The sequence below is a fragment of the Roseibium sp. genome, from assembly GCF_050301095.1.
Taxonomy (GTDB): domain Bacteria; phylum Pseudomonadota; class Alphaproteobacteria; order Rhizobiales; family Stappiaceae; genus Roseibium.
The window spans coordinates 16,815-36,571 of the sequence record NZ_JBNKYW010000016.1 but is presented as its reverse complement, the minus strand read 5'-3'; the positions used below and the strand labels follow the sequence as shown (position 1 = coordinate 36,571).

The window sequence follows — 19,757 nt, the reverse complement described above, 5'->3', positions numbered from 1 at the left end:
CCGTCACCTGCACCGTTTGCCGGTTGAAGAGACCGAAAGAGGAGCGGTTGCGGCTGGTGGATGCCGGAGCCTGCCTGCTGTTTCTTCTTTCAAAATCGGATATTCAGAGAGTGGCTTGTCGGAATAGAAAATCTATCCGGCGAGCCTTTTTGTCTTGATAGTTCTGATGCGGAGTGTTTCGTCCGTTTCTCGCCGAAACTTTAAGGAGCGTCATCTTGACGGTTCAAAAATTTATTGCGCGAATTTCCGCTGCCGGGCTGGCTCTGGTTTTCTCCGTCTCAGCCGCTCTTTCCGCGAGCCTCTACCCATCAGGAATGACGGAAGACGAGATTGCAAAGTTCGAGGTTTACGAACGCAAGGTCATTCGCTTCCTGAGGGAGCAGGGCGATGGGTTCGACATCGGGCGGTTATCGGTTGAGTTTCCGAATGCACATGGCGCCTGGCTGGTCGAAGAGGTCTTTGGTGACGACTGGAGCGCGATCCGCGCTTATGCGGATGGTGCGCTTGCCGACCTTCCTGTGACGAAGCTTGAAGACAAGTTGACGGCCACGCCTGCCTTCCGGTTAGAAGTCGGGCAACAAACCGAAAAGCTCTTCTCACTGCCGGACCCGCAGCGCAGGAGATTCGAAGCCAGACTTGCAGCAAGCCGCTTTTGGGATCCGCAGGTCGTTGCCCGCACGGCAGCGTCGATGCTCGAGGGTCAAATGGGAACGGCGGAAGACGTTGCCCGGAATTCGCTCTATGGCAATTACGTTCAGAGCCGTCTTGCAAAGACCCTGACCGGCGATGGGCAGGCGTTGGTGTCTTTCAGCGGCTTGTGGACCTACGTCGTCGATATCGAGCGCAGCTCGCGCGGGCTGATCTTTATGACACGCGTGTCAGCCTATCCGCGTTAGCCGGTTCTGCCTGGTTGGCCGTTCTAGCAGCGCGAGGCAGTCAGGCGAGCCGAAAGAGGCCATCAGACCGGTTCCTGTTTGTTAGGTCTGGCATGATGAATTGATGTTGAGGCTGAAATACCTGGCTCGTTTGTTGCCTTGTAACCGGAATTTCCGTTCAGCGTCACCGCGGGTCACGCCTTGACCGTGACAGAACCCGCCCTGAACGGAAAAGGCTGGCCGTCGGGCCAGCCTCGTCCACTTGCGAAACCAAGGTCCTGAGAGCTTTTTAAACCTGGCTTCAGACAGTTGCCCCCTTGTGCCGGATAACGCACCCGACACTGCTTGCCAGAACGCCGACCAGAACGGCAATGGCAAGACCGAGCAATTGCACCTCAGCCATGTTGAAACCGGCAAACACGATAGTTTGCGCAGCGCCTACGGCACCACCCAGGACAGCGGCAAGAATCCAGTTCCGGGTCGCCATACCAAGCGCCAGGCCGAGAATACCAGGAAGACTTAAAATGTCCCCGCCAATAGTTCCAAGTAAATCAAGGATACCAAGCATGTTTCAGCCTTCTCCAACGAGCTAATGTTAGTGGGCCCGCCAGCGCAATTGGCGCCGGACGTTTATTTTCCTGACAAGCCAGCGACGTAGGAACGAATTTCGGCAACGTCTTTTGTTTTGGTAGATGAAGGTGCTGCCTCAGCCTGCAACTCATCGACAATGCGCTTGTATTCTTCCTGATACCCAGGTGCCAGTTTGTGAGCGATGCCCTGATGGCAATCGATACAGGTCATGGTTTCGTCAATTGCACGCTGGTGTGCATCGGCGGCGCGAGTCTCCTGGATGGTGAAATCCATGTACTCGAAGGAATGGCAGTTCCGGCACTCGCGGCTATCTGAGGCCTTCATCTTGCGCCAGACCAGCGCTGCCATTTTCAGGCGATGTTCTTCATATTTTTCCGGTGTGCTGATCGTGCCCATGATCTCGTGATACACGTCCTTCACTGCGATGATCTTGGCCTTGACCTTGTACTGCCATTCATGCGGCACATGGCAGTCGGAGCAGATGGCTCGCACCCCCGAGTGGTTGTTGTAATGCACGGTTTCGCGGTACTCACCAAGGTTTGTCTCCATGGTGTGGCAGGAGACACAGAATTCCTCGGTGTTTGTCAGTTCCATGGCCCAGTTAAAGGCGCCCCAGAACATGATTCCTCCGAGGAAGCCGGCAATCACAATAAAGCCCACACTGAATGCAGCGACCGGGCTCCAGAAGCCGTTCCAAACCCTGCCAATCAGACCACGCTTCGGCGTATCGTTCTCTTCCGTCATGAACTTGTCTCTCCCGTTGCCTGGTCAGCGCAGTTCGTTGGATGGTTGAAAGTCGTTTCCGACAAGTTCAGGCGCATTTGCCTGCGGAACGTGGCACTGATTGCAGAACCAGCGGGTTCCGGCAACCGTGTCCAGTTGGTTGCCTTCCCGGTCGAGATAGTGGGTCATGGAAAGGGTCGGGGCGCCGCGTTCCCCGGCGACGGTCCAGTCATGACAGCTGAGACATTGGTTTGTCCGCTTGTCCATCTGGTACTGGGCAACGGAATGCGGGATCAGCGGCGGCTGCTGCCGGTAGTTGCGCGGCATCCGGCCTTCGATCTGCTTATGGACGTCGTCACTGGGACGTGTCTCGTCCAATTCGACACCACGCAAACTCTGGACATTGCCTGTGGACTGCGCAACTGCGAATCCAGCCAGCACAGTTGTGATTGCAATGGCAGATATTCCCAAAAGGACGGGCATTTTCATGTCGGTTCTCCGTTGCTCCGTTCAGGCAGCCTGTTCGTCTACCGTGTCCACCGTCACTGAGACGGCTTTCTTGGCTCTGTTGTCATAACGGTGGGTGAATGCGAACACGTCTACCGAACACACGTCGATACAGCGTCCACAGTTTGTACAGTCGGGTGACAGGATAAGCGGGGTATCGCCATCCTTGCCTTTCAGCGCCGGGGAGATCACATGGTTCTCCGGGCATACCGCGTAGCAATCCATGCAATCATCGCAATCGATGCGGTTGGCCGCGCTGACGCGTAGCATGCTCTTCGTACCGGCCAGGCCATAGAAGGCACCAACCGGACAGACATGGCCGCACCATCCTCTTCGGGATACCGCAAGATCGAAGATGAACACCGCGGCGACGAGTGCCCAGACAAACCCCATGCCGAAGACAAGTCCGCGATGCAGCATCGTGATTGGATTGATCAGTTCCCAGGCGATCGTTCCGGTCAGCGCACTGACGACGAGCGCCGTGCCGAGCAGCCAGTATCGTGTTGACCGTTTTGGTTGCCAGCCTTTCTGAAGGCCCAGGCGGTCGTGCAGCCAGTAGGCAGCGTCGGTCACCGGATTGATCGGGCAAACCCACGAGCAATAAACCCTGCCGCCTATGAGGGCGTAAACTGCAAGGACGATCAGCGCACCGGCAAGCGCGGTGAGTTCCGGCAGGTGGCCTGCAAAGACGCTCTGCAACAGGACGAACGGGTCAGTCAACGGGAGCAGGTCGAAGGTCCGAGAGCTGGCAAGCGTGCCGGTTACCCACCAGACACCGAACCAGGGACCAAGGAGGAACAGCAGCAGAAAAAACGTCTGTGAAAGGCGCCGAAGCAACAGGAAGCGGTGCGCCCTGAGCCAGCCCTTGACCTGGATAGCTTCCTGACCCACGGGAAGTCTGGTCTTGCTGCTCATTGACCGCCTCCCGGGAGTTTGAAGGAAGGCTCAAATGCTCCAGGAGCTTCCGTGGTTCCGCCAGGCAATTCGGGTAAACGGTCGGGCAGATCTATGATGCCCTCGACCACCGGAGCGCCTTTGCGTTCCTTCTCTTCCCAGCCTTTGAGATAGTGCTCGGCGGACGTGCCGCGTGCCAGCCGCACAGGCAGGACCTTGATTGCTGCTTCCGGCAAGACACAACTCTTTTCGCAAACGCCGCATCCGGTGCAATGGTCCGCATGCACCGTGGGAGCGAAAATGGCATGATGACCGGAACGTGCATTGTGAGACAGTTCCAGGGTGATTGCTTCATCAATGACCGGGCATACGCGATAGCAGACGTCGCACCGAAGACCCAGGAAATTCAGGCAGTTTTCCTGGTCGACAAGGACAGCAGTACCCATACGCGCATCGTCGATATTCGTAAGGGCCGGATCCAGGGCGCCGGTGGGACACGCAGCGACGCAGGGTATGTCTTCGCACATCTCGCAGGGCACAGTCCGTGCCGTGAAATAGGGTGTGCCTGTCGCAGGGCCGTCTTCGCCGAGCTCGGCGAGTTTCAACGTGTCATACGGGCAATCGCGCACACAAAGTCCGCAACGCACACATGCCGACAGAAAATCCTCTTCGGAAACCGCGCCAGGCGGGCGAATTGCTTCTGCGGGCAGTGCGCGGGCATCACGGGCAAGGTAGGCAAGCAACGTGCCCGCGACCGCACAACCGCCTGCCATCCGCGCCGTTTCCGACAGGAAACGGCGGCGGTCGACAGATTTGGGCTTTCCGGTGGCGGGCATTGCTGGCTACCTGGTTCGCGTTAGGCGCGCTCGACTTTGCAAGCGCACTTCTTGAAGTCGGTTTCCTTTGACAGCGGACATGTCGCATCAAGCGTCAGCTTGTTGATGAGCTGTCCTTCGTCGAACCAAGGCACGAAAACCAGACCTTGCGGCGGCTTGTTGCGGCCGCGGGTTTCCACGCGGCTCAACATTTCACCGCGGCGCGTTGAAATCAGGATTTCCTGACCGCGGCGCAGGTCGCGTGCCTTTGCGTCGTCGGGGTGCATGAACACCACGGCGGCCGGGAACGCACGGTGCAGTTCCGGAACCCTTCGGGTCATCGAGCCGGAATGCCAGTGTTCAAGCACACGGCCCGTGCAGAGCCAGAGATCGAACTCTTCATCCGGGCTTTCCGCCGGCGCTTCGTAAGGCGCGAAGATGATATTCGCCCTGCCGTCTGGCTTGCCGTAGAACTCGACGCCTTTGCCTTCCGTAACATAAGGGTCGTAGCCTTCGCGGAACCTGTAGAGCGTCTCTTTGCCATCGACGACCGGCCAGCGCAGTCCGCGGGCCTTGTGATACATTTCGAAGGGAGCCAGGTCATGGGCATGGCCACGTCCGAAATTGGCGTATTCTTCGAAAAGACCCTTTTGAACGTAGAAGCCGAAATGGTTCGATTCGTCGTTGCCAAAGCCTTCGGCGGTTTCCGACAGCGGGAACTTGTCGACCACGCCATTTTTGAAGAGCACGTCGAACAGGGTTTTGCCTGCCAGTTCGGGCTTCTTGGCAACCAGTTCCTCGCCCCAGGCTTCCTCAACCGTGAAGCGCTTGGAAAACTCCATGAGCTGCCACAGGTCCGACTTGGCTTCACCCGGAGCGCTGACCTGCTGGCGCCAGAACTGCGTGCGCCGCTCGGCGTTGCCGTACGCACCTTCCTTTTCCACCCACATGGCGGTCGGCAGGATCAGGTCGGCCGCCATGGCGGTCACCGTCGGATAAGGATCGGAGACGACGATGAAGTTTTCCGGGTTTCGATACCCCGGCAGACCTTCCTCGTTCATGTTGGGCGCTGCCTGCATGTTGTTGTTGCACTGAACCCAATAGGCATTGAGTTCGCCGTCCTTCAACTTGCGGTGCTGCAGCACGGCGTGGAAACCGGGCTTCGGCGGGATGGTTCCCGCCGGAATATTCCAGGCGGTCTCGCAGATTTCGCGATGCTTGTCGTTGGCGACCACCATGTCCGCCGGCAGGCGGTGTGCGAAAGTACCGACTTCGCGTGCGGTGCCACAGGCTGAAGGCTGGCCGGTCAGCGAGAAGGGCGAATTGCCGGGTTCGGAGATTTTCCCGGTCAGAAGGTGCACATTGTACATGAGCCCGTTGACCCAGGAACCCCGGGTGTGCTGGTTGAAGCCCATTGTCCAGAGGGACATGACCTTCCGGTTGGGATCGGCATATTGCTGTGCGAGACGTTCCAGCTGTTCAGCGGGGACGCCTGACATTTCAGACACCTTCTCGACGGTGTATTCGGCCACTGAAGCTGCATATTCATCGAAGCTCATGTCACTGAGCTTGCCGGAATTCGGATTGGCCGCTTCCTGCTGCAAGGGGTTGCTGTCACGAAGACCGTATCCGATATCGGTGTCGGTTTTCTTGAAGTTGACGTGTGCGTTGACGAAGTCCCAGTTCACCGCATCATTCTGGATGATGTAGTTGGCAATGTAATTCAGGATTGCCAGGTCGCTTTGCGGCGTGAACACCATGCCGTTGTCGGCAAGCTCGAAAGACCGGTGCTCGAATGTCGACAGGACATGAACTTCGCACCCCGGCTTGGTCAGTCGCGTATCTGTCAGACGGGACCAGAGGATCGGGTGCATCTCGGCCATGTTCGAGCCCCACAGCACGAATGTGTCGGCATGCTCCAGGTCGTCATAACATCCCATCGGCTCGTCAATGCCGAATGCACGGATGAAGCCGACCACAGCGGAGGCCATGCAGTGGCGGGCATTCGGATCGATGTTGTTGGAACGGAAGCCCGCTTTCATCAACTTGGAGGCGGCGTAGCCTTCCCAGACCGTCCATTGACCGGAGCCGAACATGCCGACCGAAGTCGGGCCTTTCTTGGCCAGCGCCTCTTTCCATTTCTGCGCCATGACATCAAAGGCTTCGTCCCAGCTGACCGGCTCGAACTCGCCGTTCTTGTCAAAGACACCGTTCGATTTGCGCAGGAGCGGTTGCGTCAAGCGGTCCTTGCCGTACATGATCTTGGACAGGAAATAGCCCTTGATGCAGTTTAGGCCCCGGTTCACGGGAGCATCCGGATCACCCTGCGTGGCAACGACTTTTCCGTTTTTGGTTCCGACAAGCACCGAACATCCGGTTCCGCAGAAACGGCAGGCCGCTTTGTCCCAGCGGATGTCAACGGACCCGGGCTGTGCAAGAGCCGATCCTGCGGAAAGCGGGATCCCTGCCGCGGATGCCGTAGCGGCTGCCGCGGTCGCCTTCAGAAATGTCCTGCGGGATTCAGAGGTTTTCATGAGTCTGGTCTCCGACTTGGCTAGATTTGGCTGGCAGAGAAACGGTGTCGTTCGCCGCAAGGTCTTCGAAATGATGGTAGGTGAGCGTGACGGAAATCACACCGGGAATCTGGTGAATGGCCATGATCTGCTCAGAGGCGGTCGCGGTGTCGGTGTCTTCCACAACGACTACGAGACGACCGTCTTCGCTGGCTGCGTGAACTTCGACACCTTCCATTGCCTCGACGCTGTCGCGGACGGTATCGGCCTTTTCGGCAGTTGCGTGGACCAGGCAGCCGCAGATGTTCATGCTGTCACCTTCTCTGATTGGATCGGGGGTTTTTTGAGACTTATTGCTTGCACGGGGCAGGAATGTGCACACGCTCCGCAACCCGTGCATTGACCCTCGTCAACAACTGGTTCCGATATTCCGCCTGTTGCGAGCTTGAATCGGATGGCACGCGGCTCGCAGACGTCTTCGCAGGTTCGGCACGTGACTGCCTGCAGGGAAAGGCAGGTTTTCTGGATGTCAGCTTTCCACGGCCAATCAAGTTCGCGCGCGTGATCCAGCGCATCAGTCGGACAAGCCTCGGCGCAAGCGCCGCAAAAAGTGCAGGCTCCGCTGTTGAAATCCAGAAACGGACGCTGGTCCTTTCCGAGCGAGATAATTTTTTCAGGGCAAGCTTCTGCGCACGCATTGCATCCCGTGCAATGCGCGGCGAGGGACGCTTCATCAGACCAGGGAGGCCTGAAAACGTCTTCTTTCGGCTGGCGTGACAGGCGAAAGAACGCCCTGCGGCTTGCCGAGAACTGGGGGGACTGTGGCATGAGTTCAGCCCGCAGTCAGGTCCAGGAAAGGCCGAGACATCACGAGCATGATCCCGTCACCTCCGAACTTGCGACGGAAGGTACAGCTGCAATCTTAATTGCCGGTATGACAAACGCCGAGCGCTCGTCCCGCTCCGATTGACTATCGTGTTCCGCCATGTCCCCTCCCTAAGCGCGCGGATATATCCAGGATGGCGACCCGTCTCGTCGCCCTCCCTCAGGGAAGACTAGGCAATCTTGCCGCAAGCGCAACATTGGGAATGCTGCGTATAAGGTGTTATACTAAATTCAAGTATCTGAATATAATGAACAAATGCGACGCGAGAGGTCTCTCGTGTCGCCGGTATCGGAGCGTGCCCGATCAGGACTTTCCGTACACGTCCCCGGGATCGTAGACCTTCTCGGCTTCCACCCTTTCCAGCCGCAGCGCACCACTCTCCGGTTTGACGATCTTGCGGTAGAAACAGGACCGGTAGCCCACGTGGCAGGTGGCACCGTTGCCGGCTACGGAAACCTTCAGAACCAGGGCGTCCTGGTCGCAATCGGTCAGGATTTCATGCACGGTCTGGACCTGGCCGGAGGTCTCGCCCTTTTTCCAGAAGCTTTGCCGGGAGCGGCTCCAATACCAGGCTTCGCCCGTTTCGACCGTCCGTTTCAGGGCCTCGGCATTCATATAGCCGACCATCAGGATGTCCCCGGTGGTCACGTCCGTGACGACAGCGGCAATCAGACCGTCGCGGTCAAATTTCGGCATCAGTAGGTCGCCGTCTTCAACCGCTTTCTTGTCGCCGCGCTCGGCGAAGGATGTGTTGCACATCGGGAAAAACCCTTACCCTTGCTTTCATCCGCAAGGGCAGGCCCGAGATCAGGCGCCCTTGCCGCGCACCAGGGACATGAACTTGGCCTGCTCGGCCGCATCGTCCTGGAAGACGCCGGTGAACTGTGTGGTGATCGTGGAGACCCCCGGTTTCTGCACGCCGCGCATGGTCATGCACTGATGCTCTGCTTCCAGCATCACGGCAAGGCCGCGCGGCGCCAGGGCATCGTCAATGACCGAAGCAATCTCCGCCGTCAAGTTCTCCTGCGTCTGCAGGCGCTTGGCGTAGATGTCAACCACGCGGGCGAGCTTGGAAAGACCAACGACGCCTTCGGCAGGATAATAGGCAATATGCGCCTCGCCGATGAAAGGCAGCATGTGGTGTTCGCAGTGGGAGTGGAACGGGATGCCGCTGACAAGAACGATGTCCTTGTAGCCGCCGACATCCTCGAAGGTCCGCTCCAGATGCTCCGCCGGGTCCTCGTAGTAACCGCCGTAAAGCTGGCCAAGTGCCTTGACGACGCGCTTGGGCGTTTCCAGGAGACCCTCACGGTCAGGATCGTCGCCCGTCCAGGCGATAATCGTCCGCACGGCCGCTTCCACTTCCTCGCGGCTCGGGCGGTGCAATTGGTCCGGTGTCTTTCTTTCGAAGGATTTTTCAACCGGCTTGAGGACGGCGTCCATGGAGATCCTCACAAAATTACCCTTGTCACTCGTCATACGGCGCTCGCTTGTGCACAGATCAGTATCGAGGCCTGAAGCCGCGGACCATTATCATACTCTACACAAAAAGCGAACGCACAGTTTCTGAGAGGATTGAGCCGGTTTCAAGCGCACAAACGTCACTTTTGCCTACCAACTGCGACCACTCTGCCCCTTGCGAATTTGCAGTGGCGTCTGATCTATATATATGAAAGCAGCGTGCCTTCAATGTATCGCGCTTCACAGGCATTCACGAAGAGGCGAGTATGCTCGACGACATCTACAATGCGAAGATCCTCGAATTCGCCGGAAACATCCCCCGGATCGGCCGTCTGGAGCATCCCGACGCGACGGCAAAAGCGCATTCCAAACTGTGTGGATCGACCGTTCTCGTCGACCTGTGCATGAAGGACGGCGTGGTGACCGACTTCGCTCACGACGTGAAGGCCTGTGCCCTCGGTCAGGCGTCGTCGTCGATCATGGCGCAACATGTGATCGGTGCGACAGCCGAGGAGCTGCGTGAGGTCCAGAAGAGTATGCGCGCGATGCTGAAAGAGGGAGGCGAGCCGCCCAAGGGCCGGTTCGAGGACCTCAGGTTTCTGGAGCCTGTACGCGAATACAAGGCCCGGCATGCCTCGACGATGCTGACCTTTGACGCCGTCGTGGACGCGCTCGACCAGATCGAGGCGAAGGTAAAGGAAAACGGCGCCGCCGCCTGAATGGGTTGGCAGGTATTCCGGCCTTCAGATGTGCAGCAACCACAACCAGCATTCCAATCCTGACAAGCGGCTCGGCCCTGCCGGATTAATCGCGATCGGACTGATCTGGATCTACCGTCATTCCCTGTCGCTCTTCATGGGGCGGGCCTGCCGCTATGCTCCGACCTGTTCCGACTATACGGAGCAGGCGATCCGAAGATACGGATTCTGGACCGGCGGCTGGATCGGACTGGCCCGTATTCTCAGATGCAATCCCTGGGGGGCGTCCGGCTTCGATCCCTTGCCGGAAACCTTGCCGGAAACCGCACGCTGGTGGTGTCCCTGGCGCTACGGGCGCTGGACCGGCCGGCACATTCCGGACGAGCACCGGCTCGACTGAAAGACGGTCGGACTTCGGGTATTGTCCTTTCTGATACTATAAGATTGACCTTGCGTCAGTTGGGTGCAACGCTTCGCCTTCATGCCAGAAGGTGAGGGCCATATGGACGCGCACGACTTTCATTTCGTGATGATCAAGCCGACCCATTACGACGACGACGGCTATCCGATCCAGTGGCTGCGATCGGCCATTCCCTCAAACACGCTCGCCAGTCTGAACGGCCTGGCGGAAGCCGCCAGCAAGCGCAAGGTACTCGGGGAAAACGTCCGCATTCACCTGCACACCTATGACGAAACCAACAAACGGGTCCGGCCGGAGAGGATTGCCGAAATGATCCGGGCCGAGGGTGGCAAGGCGCTGGTGGCGCTTGTCGGTGTTCAGTCGAACCAGTTTCCGCGGGCGACGGACCTTGCCCGAAGGTTCCAGAAAGAGGGACTGCCGACCGCCATCGGCGGCTTCCACGTGTCCGGCTGCATTTCCATGCTGGAAGACATGCCGGAGGAAATGGTTCAGTTGCAGAAGGAGGGCGTCAGCTATTTCGCCGGGGAGGCGGAGGACCGCAGGCTGGACATGGTGTTCCGGGATGCCTTCGCAGGCGAATTGAAGCCGCTTTACAATTTTATGGCCGATCTGCCGTCGCTCTCGGGCGAGCCCACGCCGATCCTGCCGACGCAGCACATCCGCAACACCGCCGGATCGCATTCCAGCTTCGATCTCGGCCGCGGCTGCCCGTTCCAATGCTCCTTCTGCACGATCATCAACGTTCAGGGCCGCAAGAGCCGTTTCCGCTCCGCCGACGATCTGGAGCAAATCATTAGGGACAATTATGCGCAAGGCATCGACCGCTTCTTCATCACCGACGACAATTTCGCCCGTAACCGGGAATGGGAGCCGCTATTCGACAGGCTGATCTTTCTGCGCGAAGAGGAGAAGTTCGACATCAAGTTCATCATCCAGGTGGATACGCTTTGCCACCGGATCTCGAACTTCATCGAGAAGGCGACGCGCGCCGGGGTGAACCGCGTGTTCATCGGTCTGGAGAACATCAATCCGGACAACCTGATGGCGGCCAAGAAGCGCCAGAACAAGATCACGGAATACCGGGAGATGCTGCAGAAGTGGCGTGCGCACGGGGCAACGACCTATGCCGGCTATATCATCGGCTTTCCGGGGGATACCAAGGAAGCGGTCCTGCACGATGTTGAGATCATCAAGAAGGAACTGCCGCTTGACCTGCTCGAGTTCTTCTATCTGACGCCTTTGCCCGGATCGGAGGATCACAAGGTGCTTCTCTCCAAGGGCATCTGGATGGATCCGGATCTCAACAAATACGACCTCAACCACCGTGTCACCCATCATCCCAAGATGAGTGACACGGAGTGGGAGGAGGCCTACCGCGAGGCCTGGGAAAGCTACTATTCAGATGAGCACATCGAGACCGTGCTGCGCCGGGCGGCAGCCCACAAGAAGGGGCGGCCCGGCAACAAGCTGTTCCTGATGATGTGGTTCAAGCTGATGGTGCAATGCGAGGGGGTGCATCCGCTGGAAGGCGGCTATTTCCGTCTGAAGTACCGCAGGGACCGGCGCAGCGGTCTGCCGGTGGAACATCCGCTTGTCTTCTATCCGCGCTATCTGTCTGAAATCCTGGCCAAACACTGGGCCTATGTGTCGGCGACCTGGCGTGTCTACCGCATCTACCGGAAGGTGAAAGCCTCGCCGGATCGGCGCAACTACAGCGATCTTGCCATTGCCCCCATGGACGGGGCTGCCGAGGAAGACCTGGCGATGATCAGGGAAACACGCGGCGGCACGGAAGCCGTCGCCAAAAATGTCCGCGATGCCGCCTTGCGCAAGGCCGGGAAGGACCGGGCCAAGGCCGCCTCCTAACGAGGGGGGCATCGGTTACTCGGGAGGGTCACACGGGGGCTTTGTAGCGGATGAGCCGCCAGCCGAAGGTCATGCCCATTGCCGAGACGACGATGGCTGCCGCACCCAGGAGCTGGAGTGGCTTCAACTGGTGGCCGAAGGCGGCGTAGTCGACGAAAATCGCCACCACCGGATAGATGAAGGAAAAGGCACCCTGCAGATAGGTCGGCAGTTTCTGAACGGCGCCATACATCAGGATGTACATGATGCCGGTATGAACGGCTCCAAGGGTGATAAGCGCACCCCAGGCCGTGGTGCCTTGCGGCAGGGCGTTCCAGGTGACAAAAGGCGCGAGCATCAGGATGCCGATGCAGACCTGAATGAGCGCGATCAGTTGCGGCGGCATGCCGGTCAGTTTTTTCGTAAGGAGTGCAGCGACGGCCCAGAAAAAGGCAGCGCCGAGGGCAAGTGCGATCCCGAGCGCGTAACCCGAACCCGCATAATCGACGTTGCCGGGTTCGGCCTGGACGATCATGACCACACCTCCGAAGGCGAAGGCCAGCCAACCGAGCTTGTTGGCCGTAATGCGTTCGCCCAGAAACAGCGCGCCGAAGGCGACAAGAATGAAGGGTTGGGTGTTGTAGACCGCCGTCGCGACGCCGATGGAGGCCTTGCCGTAGGCACTGAACAACATCGCCCAGTTGACGACGATGGCCACACCGCCGATTGCCGCGATGGCAAGTTGCTTCCATGTGATCTTCGCCCGGAAAAGCCCTTGCGCGCCGCAGATGACGAGGAGTGCCAACGCACCAAAGGCGCAGCGCCAGAAAACGACGTCGATTGCGCCTTGCCCTGACAGAACCACAAACAGTCCGATCGATCCGAGAATTGTCATTGCGGCGGTCATTTCCACGGCGCCGCGGAGTGTCTTGTCCATCTTTGTCTCCGAGAAAACCAGGTTGGGGCAAGAGTGACAAAGCCTGACCAGTGAATCCATTCGATAAATTAGGTATTTTCTGAAATTACTTTATTATATTAGGTTTCAATTCGGAAATCAGGCGCTCTATGAAGATGGATGAGGCAGATACAAAAATAATTGAAGCGTTGATTGGAGATGCCCGCATGTCCTTGAAGGATCTGGCCGCCCATGCCGGGCTGTCATCGCCGGGTGTCTCGGAGCGGATCAGGCGGTTGCTGGAGCGAGGGGTCATTCGAAGCTTCACAGCCGAGATCGACCCGAAGGCGCTGGGCTATTCGCTGGAGGCAATCGTTCGGATCCGGCCTTTGCCGGGAAAGCTGCATATCGTGCAGCAGCTGATCCAGGATATTCCCGAGTTCTGCGAGTGTGACAAGGTGACCGGCGACGATTGTTTCATCGCGCGACTCGCGGTGCCTTCCATCGACAAGCTCGACGGTATCCTGGACAGGATCGCCGACAAGGCGGAAACCAGCACCTCCATCATCAAATCACAGCCGATTCGCCGTCGGCCGCCGCCTCTGGTCATCCGGGACGAGGGGCGTTGAAAGCACCGTATATGCGTGCCGTCTGCGCAGATGATCCGATGTCGGGCAAAATATGCTGCCGCCCTGAAAATACCGAAAGACAGCACCTGAAAATCGGTGTATTTCGCAAGTGCCGCCGATGGGTTTGGGCAGGCGCGGAGGCGCTGCCGGATCGTCGCCAATGATGGATGGTTACCGGGCGCGGCGCACCGGGCGTTTGGGTCCTTCAAGGCACCATGAACAAGGCGTCTCCCCAGGCCGGAACCGGGGATATTCAGATCCGCATTGCCCAAAGCGGCGATCTTGCCGATCTCCTTCGTGTCGAAACCGGTTCTTTCCCGGGGGATCGCATTTCCCGGCGAAGCTTCAAACGATTTCTGGCTAGTCAACGGGCGCGGCTGCTCGTTGCTTTGGACCGCGAGGGTATTCGTGGCTACGGGCTTTTGTTGTTGCGGCAGGGCACTGCGCTTGCCCGGCTCTATTCTCTGGCAATTGATCCGGCAGCCCGGGGGCAGGGACTGGGTGTTCGCCTACTGAAAGCCCTGGAAGACAAGGCCTTCGAGGACGATCGCATCGTTTTGCGCCTTGAAGTGCGCGCGGACAATGATGCGGCGCTGGCGCTTTACCGCAAATCCGGCTACCGGGACATCGGGCGTATCGGTGATTATTATGAAGATGGTTGCAGTGCCGTACGTATGGAAAAACTTCTGCACGGGCCGGATCTCGGAAAGGGTCGGGCCCCGTACTATTCGCAGACCACCGATTTCACCTGCGGTCCTGCCTGCGCACTGATGGCGGTCCGGCATTTCGACGCAGCGTTTCCTGCGGCGCCGCTGGAGGAACTCACGCTCTGGCGTGAAGCAACGACGATCTATCTGGCGTCGGGGCACGGCGGCTGCGGGCCTTTCGGCCTGGCGAATGCGCTCGTGCGCCGCGCTCTTTCCGCCGAAGTGCGGCTTTTCCCGGACGAACCGTTGTTTCTGACCTCGGTGCGGGATCCGGAAAAACGCAAGATCCTGACGATGGTTCAGGAAGGTTACCGCGCCGAAGCGGAAAATCTGGGTGTTTTGCGTTCTGATCAGCCGTTGGACGCAGAAGCCCTTGCCCGTCAGATTGCCGATGGCGCACTCGCCATCGTACTGATCTCGGGCTACCGCATGTTCGGCCAGAAGGTTCCACACTGGATCCTCGTTCACGGCGCCGACGACCGTCATCTGATCATTCACGATCCCTGGCTTGCGCATGAGCGCCATGAGAGCAGTGCGGACGCCGCCAATCTTCCCATTCCGTTTGCCGAGTTCGACCGGATGGCTCGCTGGGGCCGCAACCAGGTTCGTGCGCAAATTCTGATAAGAAAGGTGAGCTGATCCCATGTCCTCCTGGGTCATTCTGGTCGACACGCTGAAAGACGTTTCCAACACCGAGACACCCCACAAGGTGATGACGGTGCGTGAATATCTCACGCACCCGAAGCTTTTTGCCGGTGCCAAGCCGACGATCCTGAACCTGTCGCGCTCCTACGCCTATCAGGGGGCCGGATATTACGCTTCCCTGCTTGCTGAAGCCCGTCAGCATCGTGTCGTGCCGACCGTGGAGACAATGATCGAGCTGTCGCGCAAACAGCTTTACCAGCGAGCCTTGCCGGAGCTTGAAGACCGGTTGAACCGGTGCCTGCGCAAAATGCCGGGGCCGGATGCTGCGTCCTTGACGCGGATCCTCGTCTGTCTTGGGCAGACTGGGGAACCGGTACTGGATCCGTTTGCACGCCTTCTGTTCGACTGGTTCCGCGCGCCGGTTCTGGAGGTCCTGCTTGAAGACGGGGAATGGCGGAGCATCAAACGGATACGCCCGCTGGCCGTGGACGATCTTTCCCCCGAGGAACGGGCGGTATTTCTGTCGGCGGTCGTAAGTTACACGACGCGGCCCTGGCGCGCTCCGAGGCAGCGCGCCCTGATGAAATACGTGCTGGCGGTCCTGTCCGATCCGAAGGAGGAGCTGCCGCCATCCAGCATTGCTTCCCTGAAGCATATGGCCAGAGTGGCGGCACGGCACGGCGTCGAAGTTGTCCCGATCGGCAAGGGCGACCTGGACAAGCTCGCCCAGTTCGATGCGCTGTTCATTCGCGAGACAACGAATATCGACAACCACACCTACCGTTTCGCGCGTCGGGCGGTGCAGGAGGGCATGCCAGTCATCGACGATCCGGTTTCGATGATCCGCTGCACCAACAAGGTCTACCTGACTGAGCTGCTGCACAGTCATGGCATTGCAACGCCCAGGACCATTGTCTTGTCTTCTCTCAAGGAGGCGGGTGACCTGGAAACGAAACTGGGCTCGCCGCTGGTTCTGAAAATCCCGGACGGATCTTTCAGCCGAGGTGTGTTCCGTGTTGAAGGGGCGGAACCGATCAGGGAAAAGCTCAAGGAACTGTTCCAGGAAAGCGCCATCCTGCTTGCCCAGGAATACTGCCCGACGGACTATGACTGGCGGATCGGCGTCCTGGACGGCGAGCCGCTGTTTGCCTGCAAGTACCTGATGGCCAAGAAACACTGGCAGATCGTTCGTCACGAAGCAGGCAAGAAGTCTGTGGAGGGAGGGTACAAGACGGTCTCGCTGTCGGAGACACCGCCGGCTGTTGTCGAAATCGCGGTGCGGGCGGCGCGGCTTATCGGAGACGGGCTTTACGGGGTCGACCTGAAGGTCATCGGCGACAGGGTCGTCGTCATCGAGATCAACGACAATCCCAATCTGGACCACGGTGTGGAAGATCTTGCCGAAAAGGATAGTGTTTGGGAGCAGCTGATCCGTTGGTTCGTGCGGCGGCTCGAGTCTCGTTAAGCCGCCGATTCGCTACAAAATCGAAAGAAATGTCCGCTCAATGGTTGCCCGGCATCCTTGAATCCCCTATCAGCAGGCGATCCAATTACCATTGATGAGCTTACCTGCCTTGTCTGCAGGAGTGAGCAGGAGAAGAATGATGATCGAACTGACTTTCCCCGACAATTCCGTGCGCGCATACGAGCCTGGGACCACTGGTCTGGCCGTTGCCGAAGGCATTTCCAAGTCGCTCGCCAAGAAGGCGGTTGCGATGGCACTGGATGGGGAACTTAAAGATCTCTCTGACCCGATCGAATCCAATCACCAGATCGAGATCGTAACCCGTGACGACCCGCGTGCGCTGGAGCTGATCCGCCACGATGCAGCCCACGTGATGGCCGAAGCCGTGCAGGAGTTGTGGCCGGGTACGCAGGTTACCATCGGTCCGGTGATCGAGAACGGCTTCTACTACGATTTCAAGCGCGTCCATCCGGACACGGGTGAAGATTGGCCATTCCATCCGGAAGAGCTACCGGTCATCGAAAAGAAGATGCGCGAAATTATTTCGCGCGGCGCGCAGTTCACCAAGGAAGTCTGGTCCCGCGAGGAAGCAAAGACCTACTTTGCCGCCAAGGGCGAGCACTACAAGGTCGAGCTGGTCGACGCCATTCCGGAAGACCAGGAAATCAAGATCTACAAGCAGGGCCAGTGGCTCGACCTGTGCCGGGGCCCGCACATGGCCTCCACCCGCCAGATCGGCGACGCCTTCAAGCTGATGAAGGTGGCAGGGGCCTACTGGCGCGGCGACAGCAACAACGAGATGCTGTCGCGCATCTATGCGACCGCCTGGCATAACGAGAAGGAGCTGAAGGGCTACCTTCACATGCTGGAGGAAGCGGAGAAACGCGACCACCGCAAGCTCGGCCGGGAAATGGACCTGTTCCACTTCCAGGAAGAGGGGCCCGGCGTCGTCTTCTGGCATCCCAAGGGCTGGGACATGTTCCAGAGCCTGATCGCCTACAAGCGCCGGGTGCTGCGGGACACCTACAAGGAAGTCAACGCGCCGCAGGTGCTGCATACCTCGCTCTGGGAAACGTCGGGTCACTGGGGGTGGTACAAGGAGAACATGTTCTCCGTGCAGTCCGCCGACCCGGAAGCCGACGACGACCGGGTCTTTGCCCTGAAGCCGATGAACTGCCCGGGGCACGTCCAGATCTTCAAGCACGGGCTCAAGAGCTACCGCGACCTGCCGCTGCGGCTTGCAGAATTCGGTGTGGTCCACCGGTATGAACCGTCTGGCGCCCTGCATGGGCTGATGCGCGTGCGCGGCTTCACCCAGGACGATGCGCATGTCTTCTGCACCGAAGAGCAGATGGCGGACGAATGCCTGAAGATCAACGACCTGATCCTTTCGGTCTACGAGGATTTCGGCTTCGACGAGATCGTCGTCAAACTCTCGACGCGTCCCGAGAAGCGGGTTGGCAGCGACGAACTCTGGGATCATGCCGAAGACGTCATGGGCAAGGTTCTGAAGCAGATCGAGGACCAGTCCGGCGGCCGGGTGAAGACCGATATCCTGCCGGGCGAGGGGGCTTTCTACGGTCCGAAGTTCGAATACACCCTCCGGGACGCCATCGGCCGCGAATGGCAGTGCGGCACCACGCAGGTGGACTTCAACCTGCCGGAACGCTTCGGCGCCTTCTATGTCGACAGTGACGGCGAGAAGAAGACGCCGGTAATGATCCACCGTGCGATCTGCGGCTCCATGGAGCGGTTCCTCGGCATCCTGATCGAGAACTATGCGGGCCATTTCCCGCTCTGGTTCGCGCCGCTGCAGATCGTCGTTGCGACGATCACTTCAGAGGCCGACAGCTACGGCCAGGAAGTGGCCGATCTGCTGAAGGCCAAAGGCCTGAAGGTGGAGACCGACTTCCGCAACGAGAAGATCAACTACAAGGTCCGCGAGCATTCGTTGGCCAAGGTGCCGGTGATCATCGTCTGCGGCATGCGCGAGGCGGAGGAACGGACGGTCAACATCCGCCGGCTCGGTTCCAAGGACCAAACCCCGATGGGCCTCGACGAGGCGATTGCAGCGTTTGTCGAAGAAGCAACACCGCCCGACTTGAAATAGACTGCGGCTCTCCGGTCTGCCGCAACCAGAAAAACAGCGCACCGCCCTCCAACGAGGGCGGTGTTGTCATATTCAAGAAGCGGATGTTCTGGTATCCGGTTTCGAATTTGCCGGATTTCCGTCAGCTGCAGGACGATTGCCGTGGACTACGCAGAATTCAGTTATGCCAATCCCGATCATCCGCTGCTGAAGCGCTGGACGATCCGTGCGATCGAAGGCCTTTCCGGACGCCGGAAACTCGTCAGCCTTTATGACCAGTGGAAAGACACGATGGTCGGCACATCGGACTTCATCTGGAACGACCTGCTGACCCTGATCAATCTGAATGTGTCCGTTTCAGGCGATGCATGGCCGCCGGAGCACCTGCCGGAAGGTCCGCTGGTGATGATCGCCAACCACCCCTACGGCATTGGCGACGGCCTGGCGGTGTTGGCGCTTGCCGAACAGCTGAACCGTCCATTCAGGATCCTTATCAACAACGAACTCCTGAAAGTTCCCGAAGTCCGGCCGTTTTCGCTGCCGATCGATTTCGAGGAGACCCGGGCAGCCCTGAAAACCAACATGGCCACCCGCAAGGAGGCACTGCGCCTCCTGAAGCAAGGCACGACCATCATCGTCTTCCCCGGAGGCGGTGTGGCAACGGCAGCCAGGCCGTTCGGCCGGGCCGAGGAACTGCCCTGGAAGACCTTTACCGCCAGGATGATCCGCTCGTCCAGGGCGACGGTATTACCGCTGTATTTCGCCGGCCAGAATTCCTGGCTGTTTCACCTTGTCAGCAGATATTCGCTGACCCTGCGCCTGTCTCTGCTGGTGCGTGAATTCCGCCGGATCCTTGGCTCGGTGATCAGCGCGCGTGTGGGAAAACCGATTCCTTACGAGACCCTGTCAGGCTTCGACGGCCAGAAGGAAATCATGGATTATCTGCAGGCAAAGGTTCTGGAAATGGCTCCACCTGTCAGGCGGTATCCGTCACGCAGGGTGCGCATGAAAGGATAGAGGCGCATTCGCCAGGCGCCGTGGTAATTCTTTCGAACGCTTGTGACGCTGCTGCAAAGCGCGGAGCAGGCCACTGTTGAA

20 protein-coding genes are annotated in these 19,757 nt (G+C 58.9%); 9 read left to right on the top strand and 11 right to left on the bottom strand.

Annotated features, from left to right (window positions below; all coding sequences use genetic code 11):
- The first annotated feature begins 215 nt into the window (after positions 1-215).
- Entirely contained in the window at positions 216-896 is a 681-nt protein-coding gene (locus tag ACQY7U_RS00930; RefSeq protein ID WP_428641055.1) for a hypothetical protein, read from the top strand.
- Between the two features lie 280 nt (positions 897-1,176).
- Here the strand turns inward: ACQY7U_RS00930 and ACQY7U_RS00925 are convergent, their stop codons facing one another.
- From ACQY7U_RS00925 to folE, 10 genes are all read right to left on the bottom strand, one after another.
- The gene (locus ACQY7U_RS00925) at positions 1,177-1,443 is read right to left on the bottom strand and encodes a hypothetical protein (protein ID WP_428641053.1); all 267 of its coding nucleotides are present in this window, start codon (positions 1,441-1,443) and stop codon (positions 1,177-1,179) included.
- Between the two features lie 62 nt (positions 1,444-1,505).
- Positions 1,506-2,210 carry a NapC/NirT family cytochrome c gene (locus ACQY7U_RS00920; protein ID WP_428641051.1) on the bottom strand — a complete coding sequence of 235 codons (705 nt, stop codon included), beginning with the start codon at positions 2,208-2,210 and terminating at the stop codon, positions 1,506-1,508.
- A gap of 24 nt (positions 2,211-2,234) precedes the next feature.
- Positions 2,235-2,678 (bottom strand): nitrate reductase cytochrome c-type subunit, encoded by a 444-nt coding sequence (locus tag ACQY7U_RS00915; RefSeq protein ID WP_428641050.1) that lies wholly within the window; start codon positions 2,676-2,678, stop codon positions 2,235-2,237.
- Positions 2,679-2,699: 21 nt separating this feature from the next.
- Positions 2,700-3,611 carry a quinol dehydrogenase ferredoxin subunit NapH gene (gene napH / locus ACQY7U_RS00910; RefSeq protein WP_428641048.1) on the bottom strand — a complete coding sequence of 304 codons (912 nt, stop codon included), beginning with the start codon at positions 3,609-3,611 and terminating at the stop codon, positions 2,700-2,702.
- Positions 3,608-4,426: a ferredoxin-type protein NapG gene (napG, locus tag ACQY7U_RS00905; RefSeq protein WP_428641046.1), complete on the bottom strand. Its 819-nt coding sequence runs from the start codon at positions 4,424-4,426 to the stop codon at positions 3,608-3,610. Before napG ends, napH begins: the two co-directional genes overlap by 4 nt.
- A gap of 20 nt (positions 4,427-4,446) precedes the next feature.
- Positions 4,447-6,939 (bottom strand): nitrate reductase catalytic subunit NapA, encoded by a 2,493-nt coding sequence (napA, locus tag ACQY7U_RS00900; RefSeq protein WP_428641044.1) that lies wholly within the window; start codon positions 6,937-6,939, stop codon positions 4,447-4,449.
- Positions 6,926-7,228, bottom strand: coding sequence for a chaperone NapD (locus tag ACQY7U_RS00895; protein ID WP_428641042.1), 303 nt, complete (start codon positions 7,226-7,228; stop codon positions 6,926-6,928). Before ACQY7U_RS00895 ends, napA begins: the two co-directional genes overlap by 14 nt.
- On the bottom strand, positions 7,225-7,746 hold the full coding sequence (gene napF / locus ACQY7U_RS00890; RefSeq protein WP_428641040.1) for a ferredoxin-type protein NapF: 522 nt from the start codon (positions 7,744-7,746) through the stop codon (positions 7,225-7,227). The genes ACQY7U_RS00895 and napF overlap by 4 nt, the downstream gene beginning before the upstream one ends.
- A 361-nt stretch (positions 7,747-8,107) precedes the next feature.
- Positions 8,108-8,563 carry a phosphoribosyl-AMP cyclohydrolase gene (gene hisI, locus ACQY7U_RS00885; RefSeq protein WP_428641038.1) on the bottom strand — a complete coding sequence of 152 codons (456 nt, stop codon included), beginning with the start codon at positions 8,561-8,563 and terminating at the stop codon, positions 8,108-8,110.
- 48 nt (positions 8,564-8,611) lie between these two features.
- The gene (gene folE / locus ACQY7U_RS00880) at positions 8,612-9,247 is read right to left on the bottom strand and encodes a GTP cyclohydrolase I FolE (protein WP_428641036.1); all 636 of its coding nucleotides are present in this window, start codon (positions 9,245-9,247) and stop codon (positions 8,612-8,614) included.
- Positions 9,248-9,531: 284 nt separating this feature from the next.
- Here folE and ACQY7U_RS00875 point away from each other — a divergent pair, with 284 nt between their 5' ends.
- The 3 genes from ACQY7U_RS00875 to ACQY7U_RS00865 all read left to right on the top strand — a co-directional run bounded on the left by ACQY7U_RS00875 (position 9,532) and on the right by ACQY7U_RS00865 (position 12,250).
- On the top strand, positions 9,532-9,984 hold the full coding sequence (locus ACQY7U_RS00875) for an iron-sulfur cluster assembly scaffold protein (protein ID WP_428641034.1): 453 nt from the start codon (positions 9,532-9,534) through the stop codon (positions 9,982-9,984).
- Between the two features lie 28 nt (positions 9,985-10,012).
- Positions 10,013-10,363, top strand: a complete 351-nt coding sequence (yidD, locus tag ACQY7U_RS00870) for a membrane protein insertion efficiency factor YidD (protein ID WP_428641032.1) — start codon at positions 10,013-10,015, stop codon at positions 10,361-10,363.
- 102 nt (positions 10,364-10,465) lie between these two features.
- Complete coding sequence (locus ACQY7U_RS00865; RefSeq protein WP_428641030.1) at positions 10,466-12,250, top strand: B12-binding domain-containing radical SAM protein; 1,785 nt, start codon at positions 10,466-10,468, stop codon at positions 12,248-12,250.
- A gap of 28 nt (positions 12,251-12,278) precedes the next feature.
- On the opposite strand, the gene ACQY7U_RS00860 is transcribed toward ACQY7U_RS00865, so the two are convergent.
- Positions 12,279-13,166, bottom strand: coding sequence for a DMT family transporter (locus ACQY7U_RS00860; protein WP_428641028.1), 888 nt, complete (start codon positions 13,164-13,166; stop codon positions 12,279-12,281).
- A 134-nt stretch (positions 13,167-13,300) separates the two neighbouring features.
- Here ACQY7U_RS00860 and ACQY7U_RS00855 point away from each other — a divergent pair, with 134 nt between their 5' ends.
- The 5 genes from ACQY7U_RS00855 to ACQY7U_RS00835 all read left to right on the top strand — a co-directional run bounded on the left by ACQY7U_RS00855 (position 13,301) and on the right by ACQY7U_RS00835 (position 19,676).
- Positions 13,301-13,753, top strand: a complete 453-nt coding sequence (locus tag ACQY7U_RS00855; protein ID WP_428641026.1) for an Lrp/AsnC family transcriptional regulator — start codon at positions 13,301-13,303, stop codon at positions 13,751-13,753.
- Between the two features lie 215 nt (positions 13,754-13,968).
- On the top strand, positions 13,969-15,099 hold the full coding sequence (locus ACQY7U_RS00850; RefSeq protein WP_428641024.1) for a peptidase C39 family protein: 1,131 nt from the start codon (positions 13,969-13,971) through the stop codon (positions 15,097-15,099).
- Positions 15,100-15,103: 4 nt separating this feature from the next.
- The gene (locus ACQY7U_RS00845) at positions 15,104-16,570 is read left to right on the top strand and encodes a RimK family protein (protein WP_428641022.1); all 1,467 of its coding nucleotides are present in this window, start codon (positions 15,104-15,106) and stop codon (positions 16,568-16,570) included.
- Between the two features lie 139 nt (positions 16,571-16,709).
- Positions 16,710-18,680, top strand: coding sequence for a threonine--tRNA ligase (thrS, locus tag ACQY7U_RS00840; RefSeq protein ID WP_428641020.1), 1,971 nt, complete (start codon positions 16,710-16,712; stop codon positions 18,678-18,680).
- 141 nt (positions 18,681-18,821) lie between these two features.
- The gene (locus tag ACQY7U_RS00835) at positions 18,822-19,676 is read left to right on the top strand and encodes a lysophospholipid acyltransferase family protein (protein WP_428641018.1); all 855 of its coding nucleotides are present in this window, start codon (positions 18,822-18,824) and stop codon (positions 19,674-19,676) included.
- The last annotated feature ends 81 nt before the right edge of the window (positions 19,677-19,757 follow it).

What these genes read in the sequence shown, in the direction of transcription:
- ACQY7U_RS00875 (WP_428641034.1), top strand. Translation starts at nt 9,532, where the DNA reads ATGCTCGACGACATCTACAATGCGAAGATCCTCGAATTCGCCGGAAAC.
- ACQY7U_RS00855 (WP_428641026.1), top strand. Translation starts at nt 13,301, where the DNA reads ATGGATGAGGCAGATACAAAAATAATTGAAGCGTTGATTGGAGATGCC.
- napF (WP_428641040.1), bottom strand. Translation starts at nt 7,746, where the DNA reads ATGCCACAGTCCCCCCAGTTCTCGGCAAGCCGCAGGGCGTTCTTTCGC.
- thrS (WP_428641020.1), top strand. Translation starts at nt 16,710, where the DNA reads ATGATCGAACTGACTTTCCCCGACAATTCCGTGCGCGCATACGAGCCT.
- hisI (WP_428641038.1), bottom strand. Translation starts at nt 8,563, where the DNA reads ATGTGCAACACATCCTTCGCCGAGCGCGGCGACAAGAAAGCGGTTGAA.
- napA (WP_428641044.1), bottom strand. Translation starts at nt 6,939, where the DNA reads ATGAAAACCTCTGAATCCCGCAGGACATTTCTGAAGGCGACCGCGGCA.
- yidD (WP_428641032.1), top strand. Translation starts at nt 10,013, where the DNA reads ATGTGCAGCAACCACAACCAGCATTCCAATCCTGACAAGCGGCTCGGC.
- ACQY7U_RS00850 (WP_428641024.1), top strand. Translation starts at nt 13,969, where the DNA reads ATGAACAAGGCGTCTCCCCAGGCCGGAACCGGGGATATTCAGATCCGC.
- ACQY7U_RS00925 (WP_428641053.1), bottom strand. Translation starts at nt 1,443, where the DNA reads ATGCTTGGTATCCTTGATTTACTTGGAACTATTGGCGGGGACATTTTA.
- ACQY7U_RS00915 (WP_428641050.1), bottom strand. Translation starts at nt 2,678, where the DNA reads ATGAAAATGCCCGTCCTTTTGGGAATATCTGCCATTGCAATCACAACT.
- ACQY7U_RS00845 (WP_428641022.1), top strand. Translation starts at nt 15,104, where the DNA reads ATGTCCTCCTGGGTCATTCTGGTCGACACGCTGAAAGACGTTTCCAAC.
- folE (WP_428641036.1), bottom strand. Translation starts at nt 9,247, where the DNA reads ATGGACGCCGTCCTCAAGCCGGTTGAAAAATCCTTCGAAAGAAAGACA.
- napH (WP_428641048.1), bottom strand. Translation starts at nt 3,611, where the DNA reads ATGAGCAGCAAGACCAGACTTCCCGTGGGTCAGGAAGCTATCCAGGTC.
- ACQY7U_RS00920 (WP_428641051.1), bottom strand. Translation starts at nt 2,210, where the DNA reads ATGACGGAAGAGAACGATACGCCGAAGCGTGGTCTGATTGGCAGGGTT.
- ACQY7U_RS00865 (WP_428641030.1), top strand. Translation starts at nt 10,466, where the DNA reads ATGGACGCGCACGACTTTCATTTCGTGATGATCAAGCCGACCCATTAC.
- ACQY7U_RS00860 (WP_428641028.1), bottom strand. Translation starts at nt 13,166, where the DNA reads ATGGACAAGACACTCCGCGGCGCCGTGGAAATGACCGCCGCAATGACA.
- ACQY7U_RS00895 (WP_428641042.1), bottom strand. Translation starts at nt 7,228, where the DNA reads ATGAACATCTGCGGCTGCCTGGTCCACGCAACTGCCGAAAAGGCCGAT.
- napG (WP_428641046.1), bottom strand. Translation starts at nt 4,426, where the DNA reads ATGCCCGCCACCGGAAAGCCCAAATCTGTCGACCGCCGCCGTTTCCTG.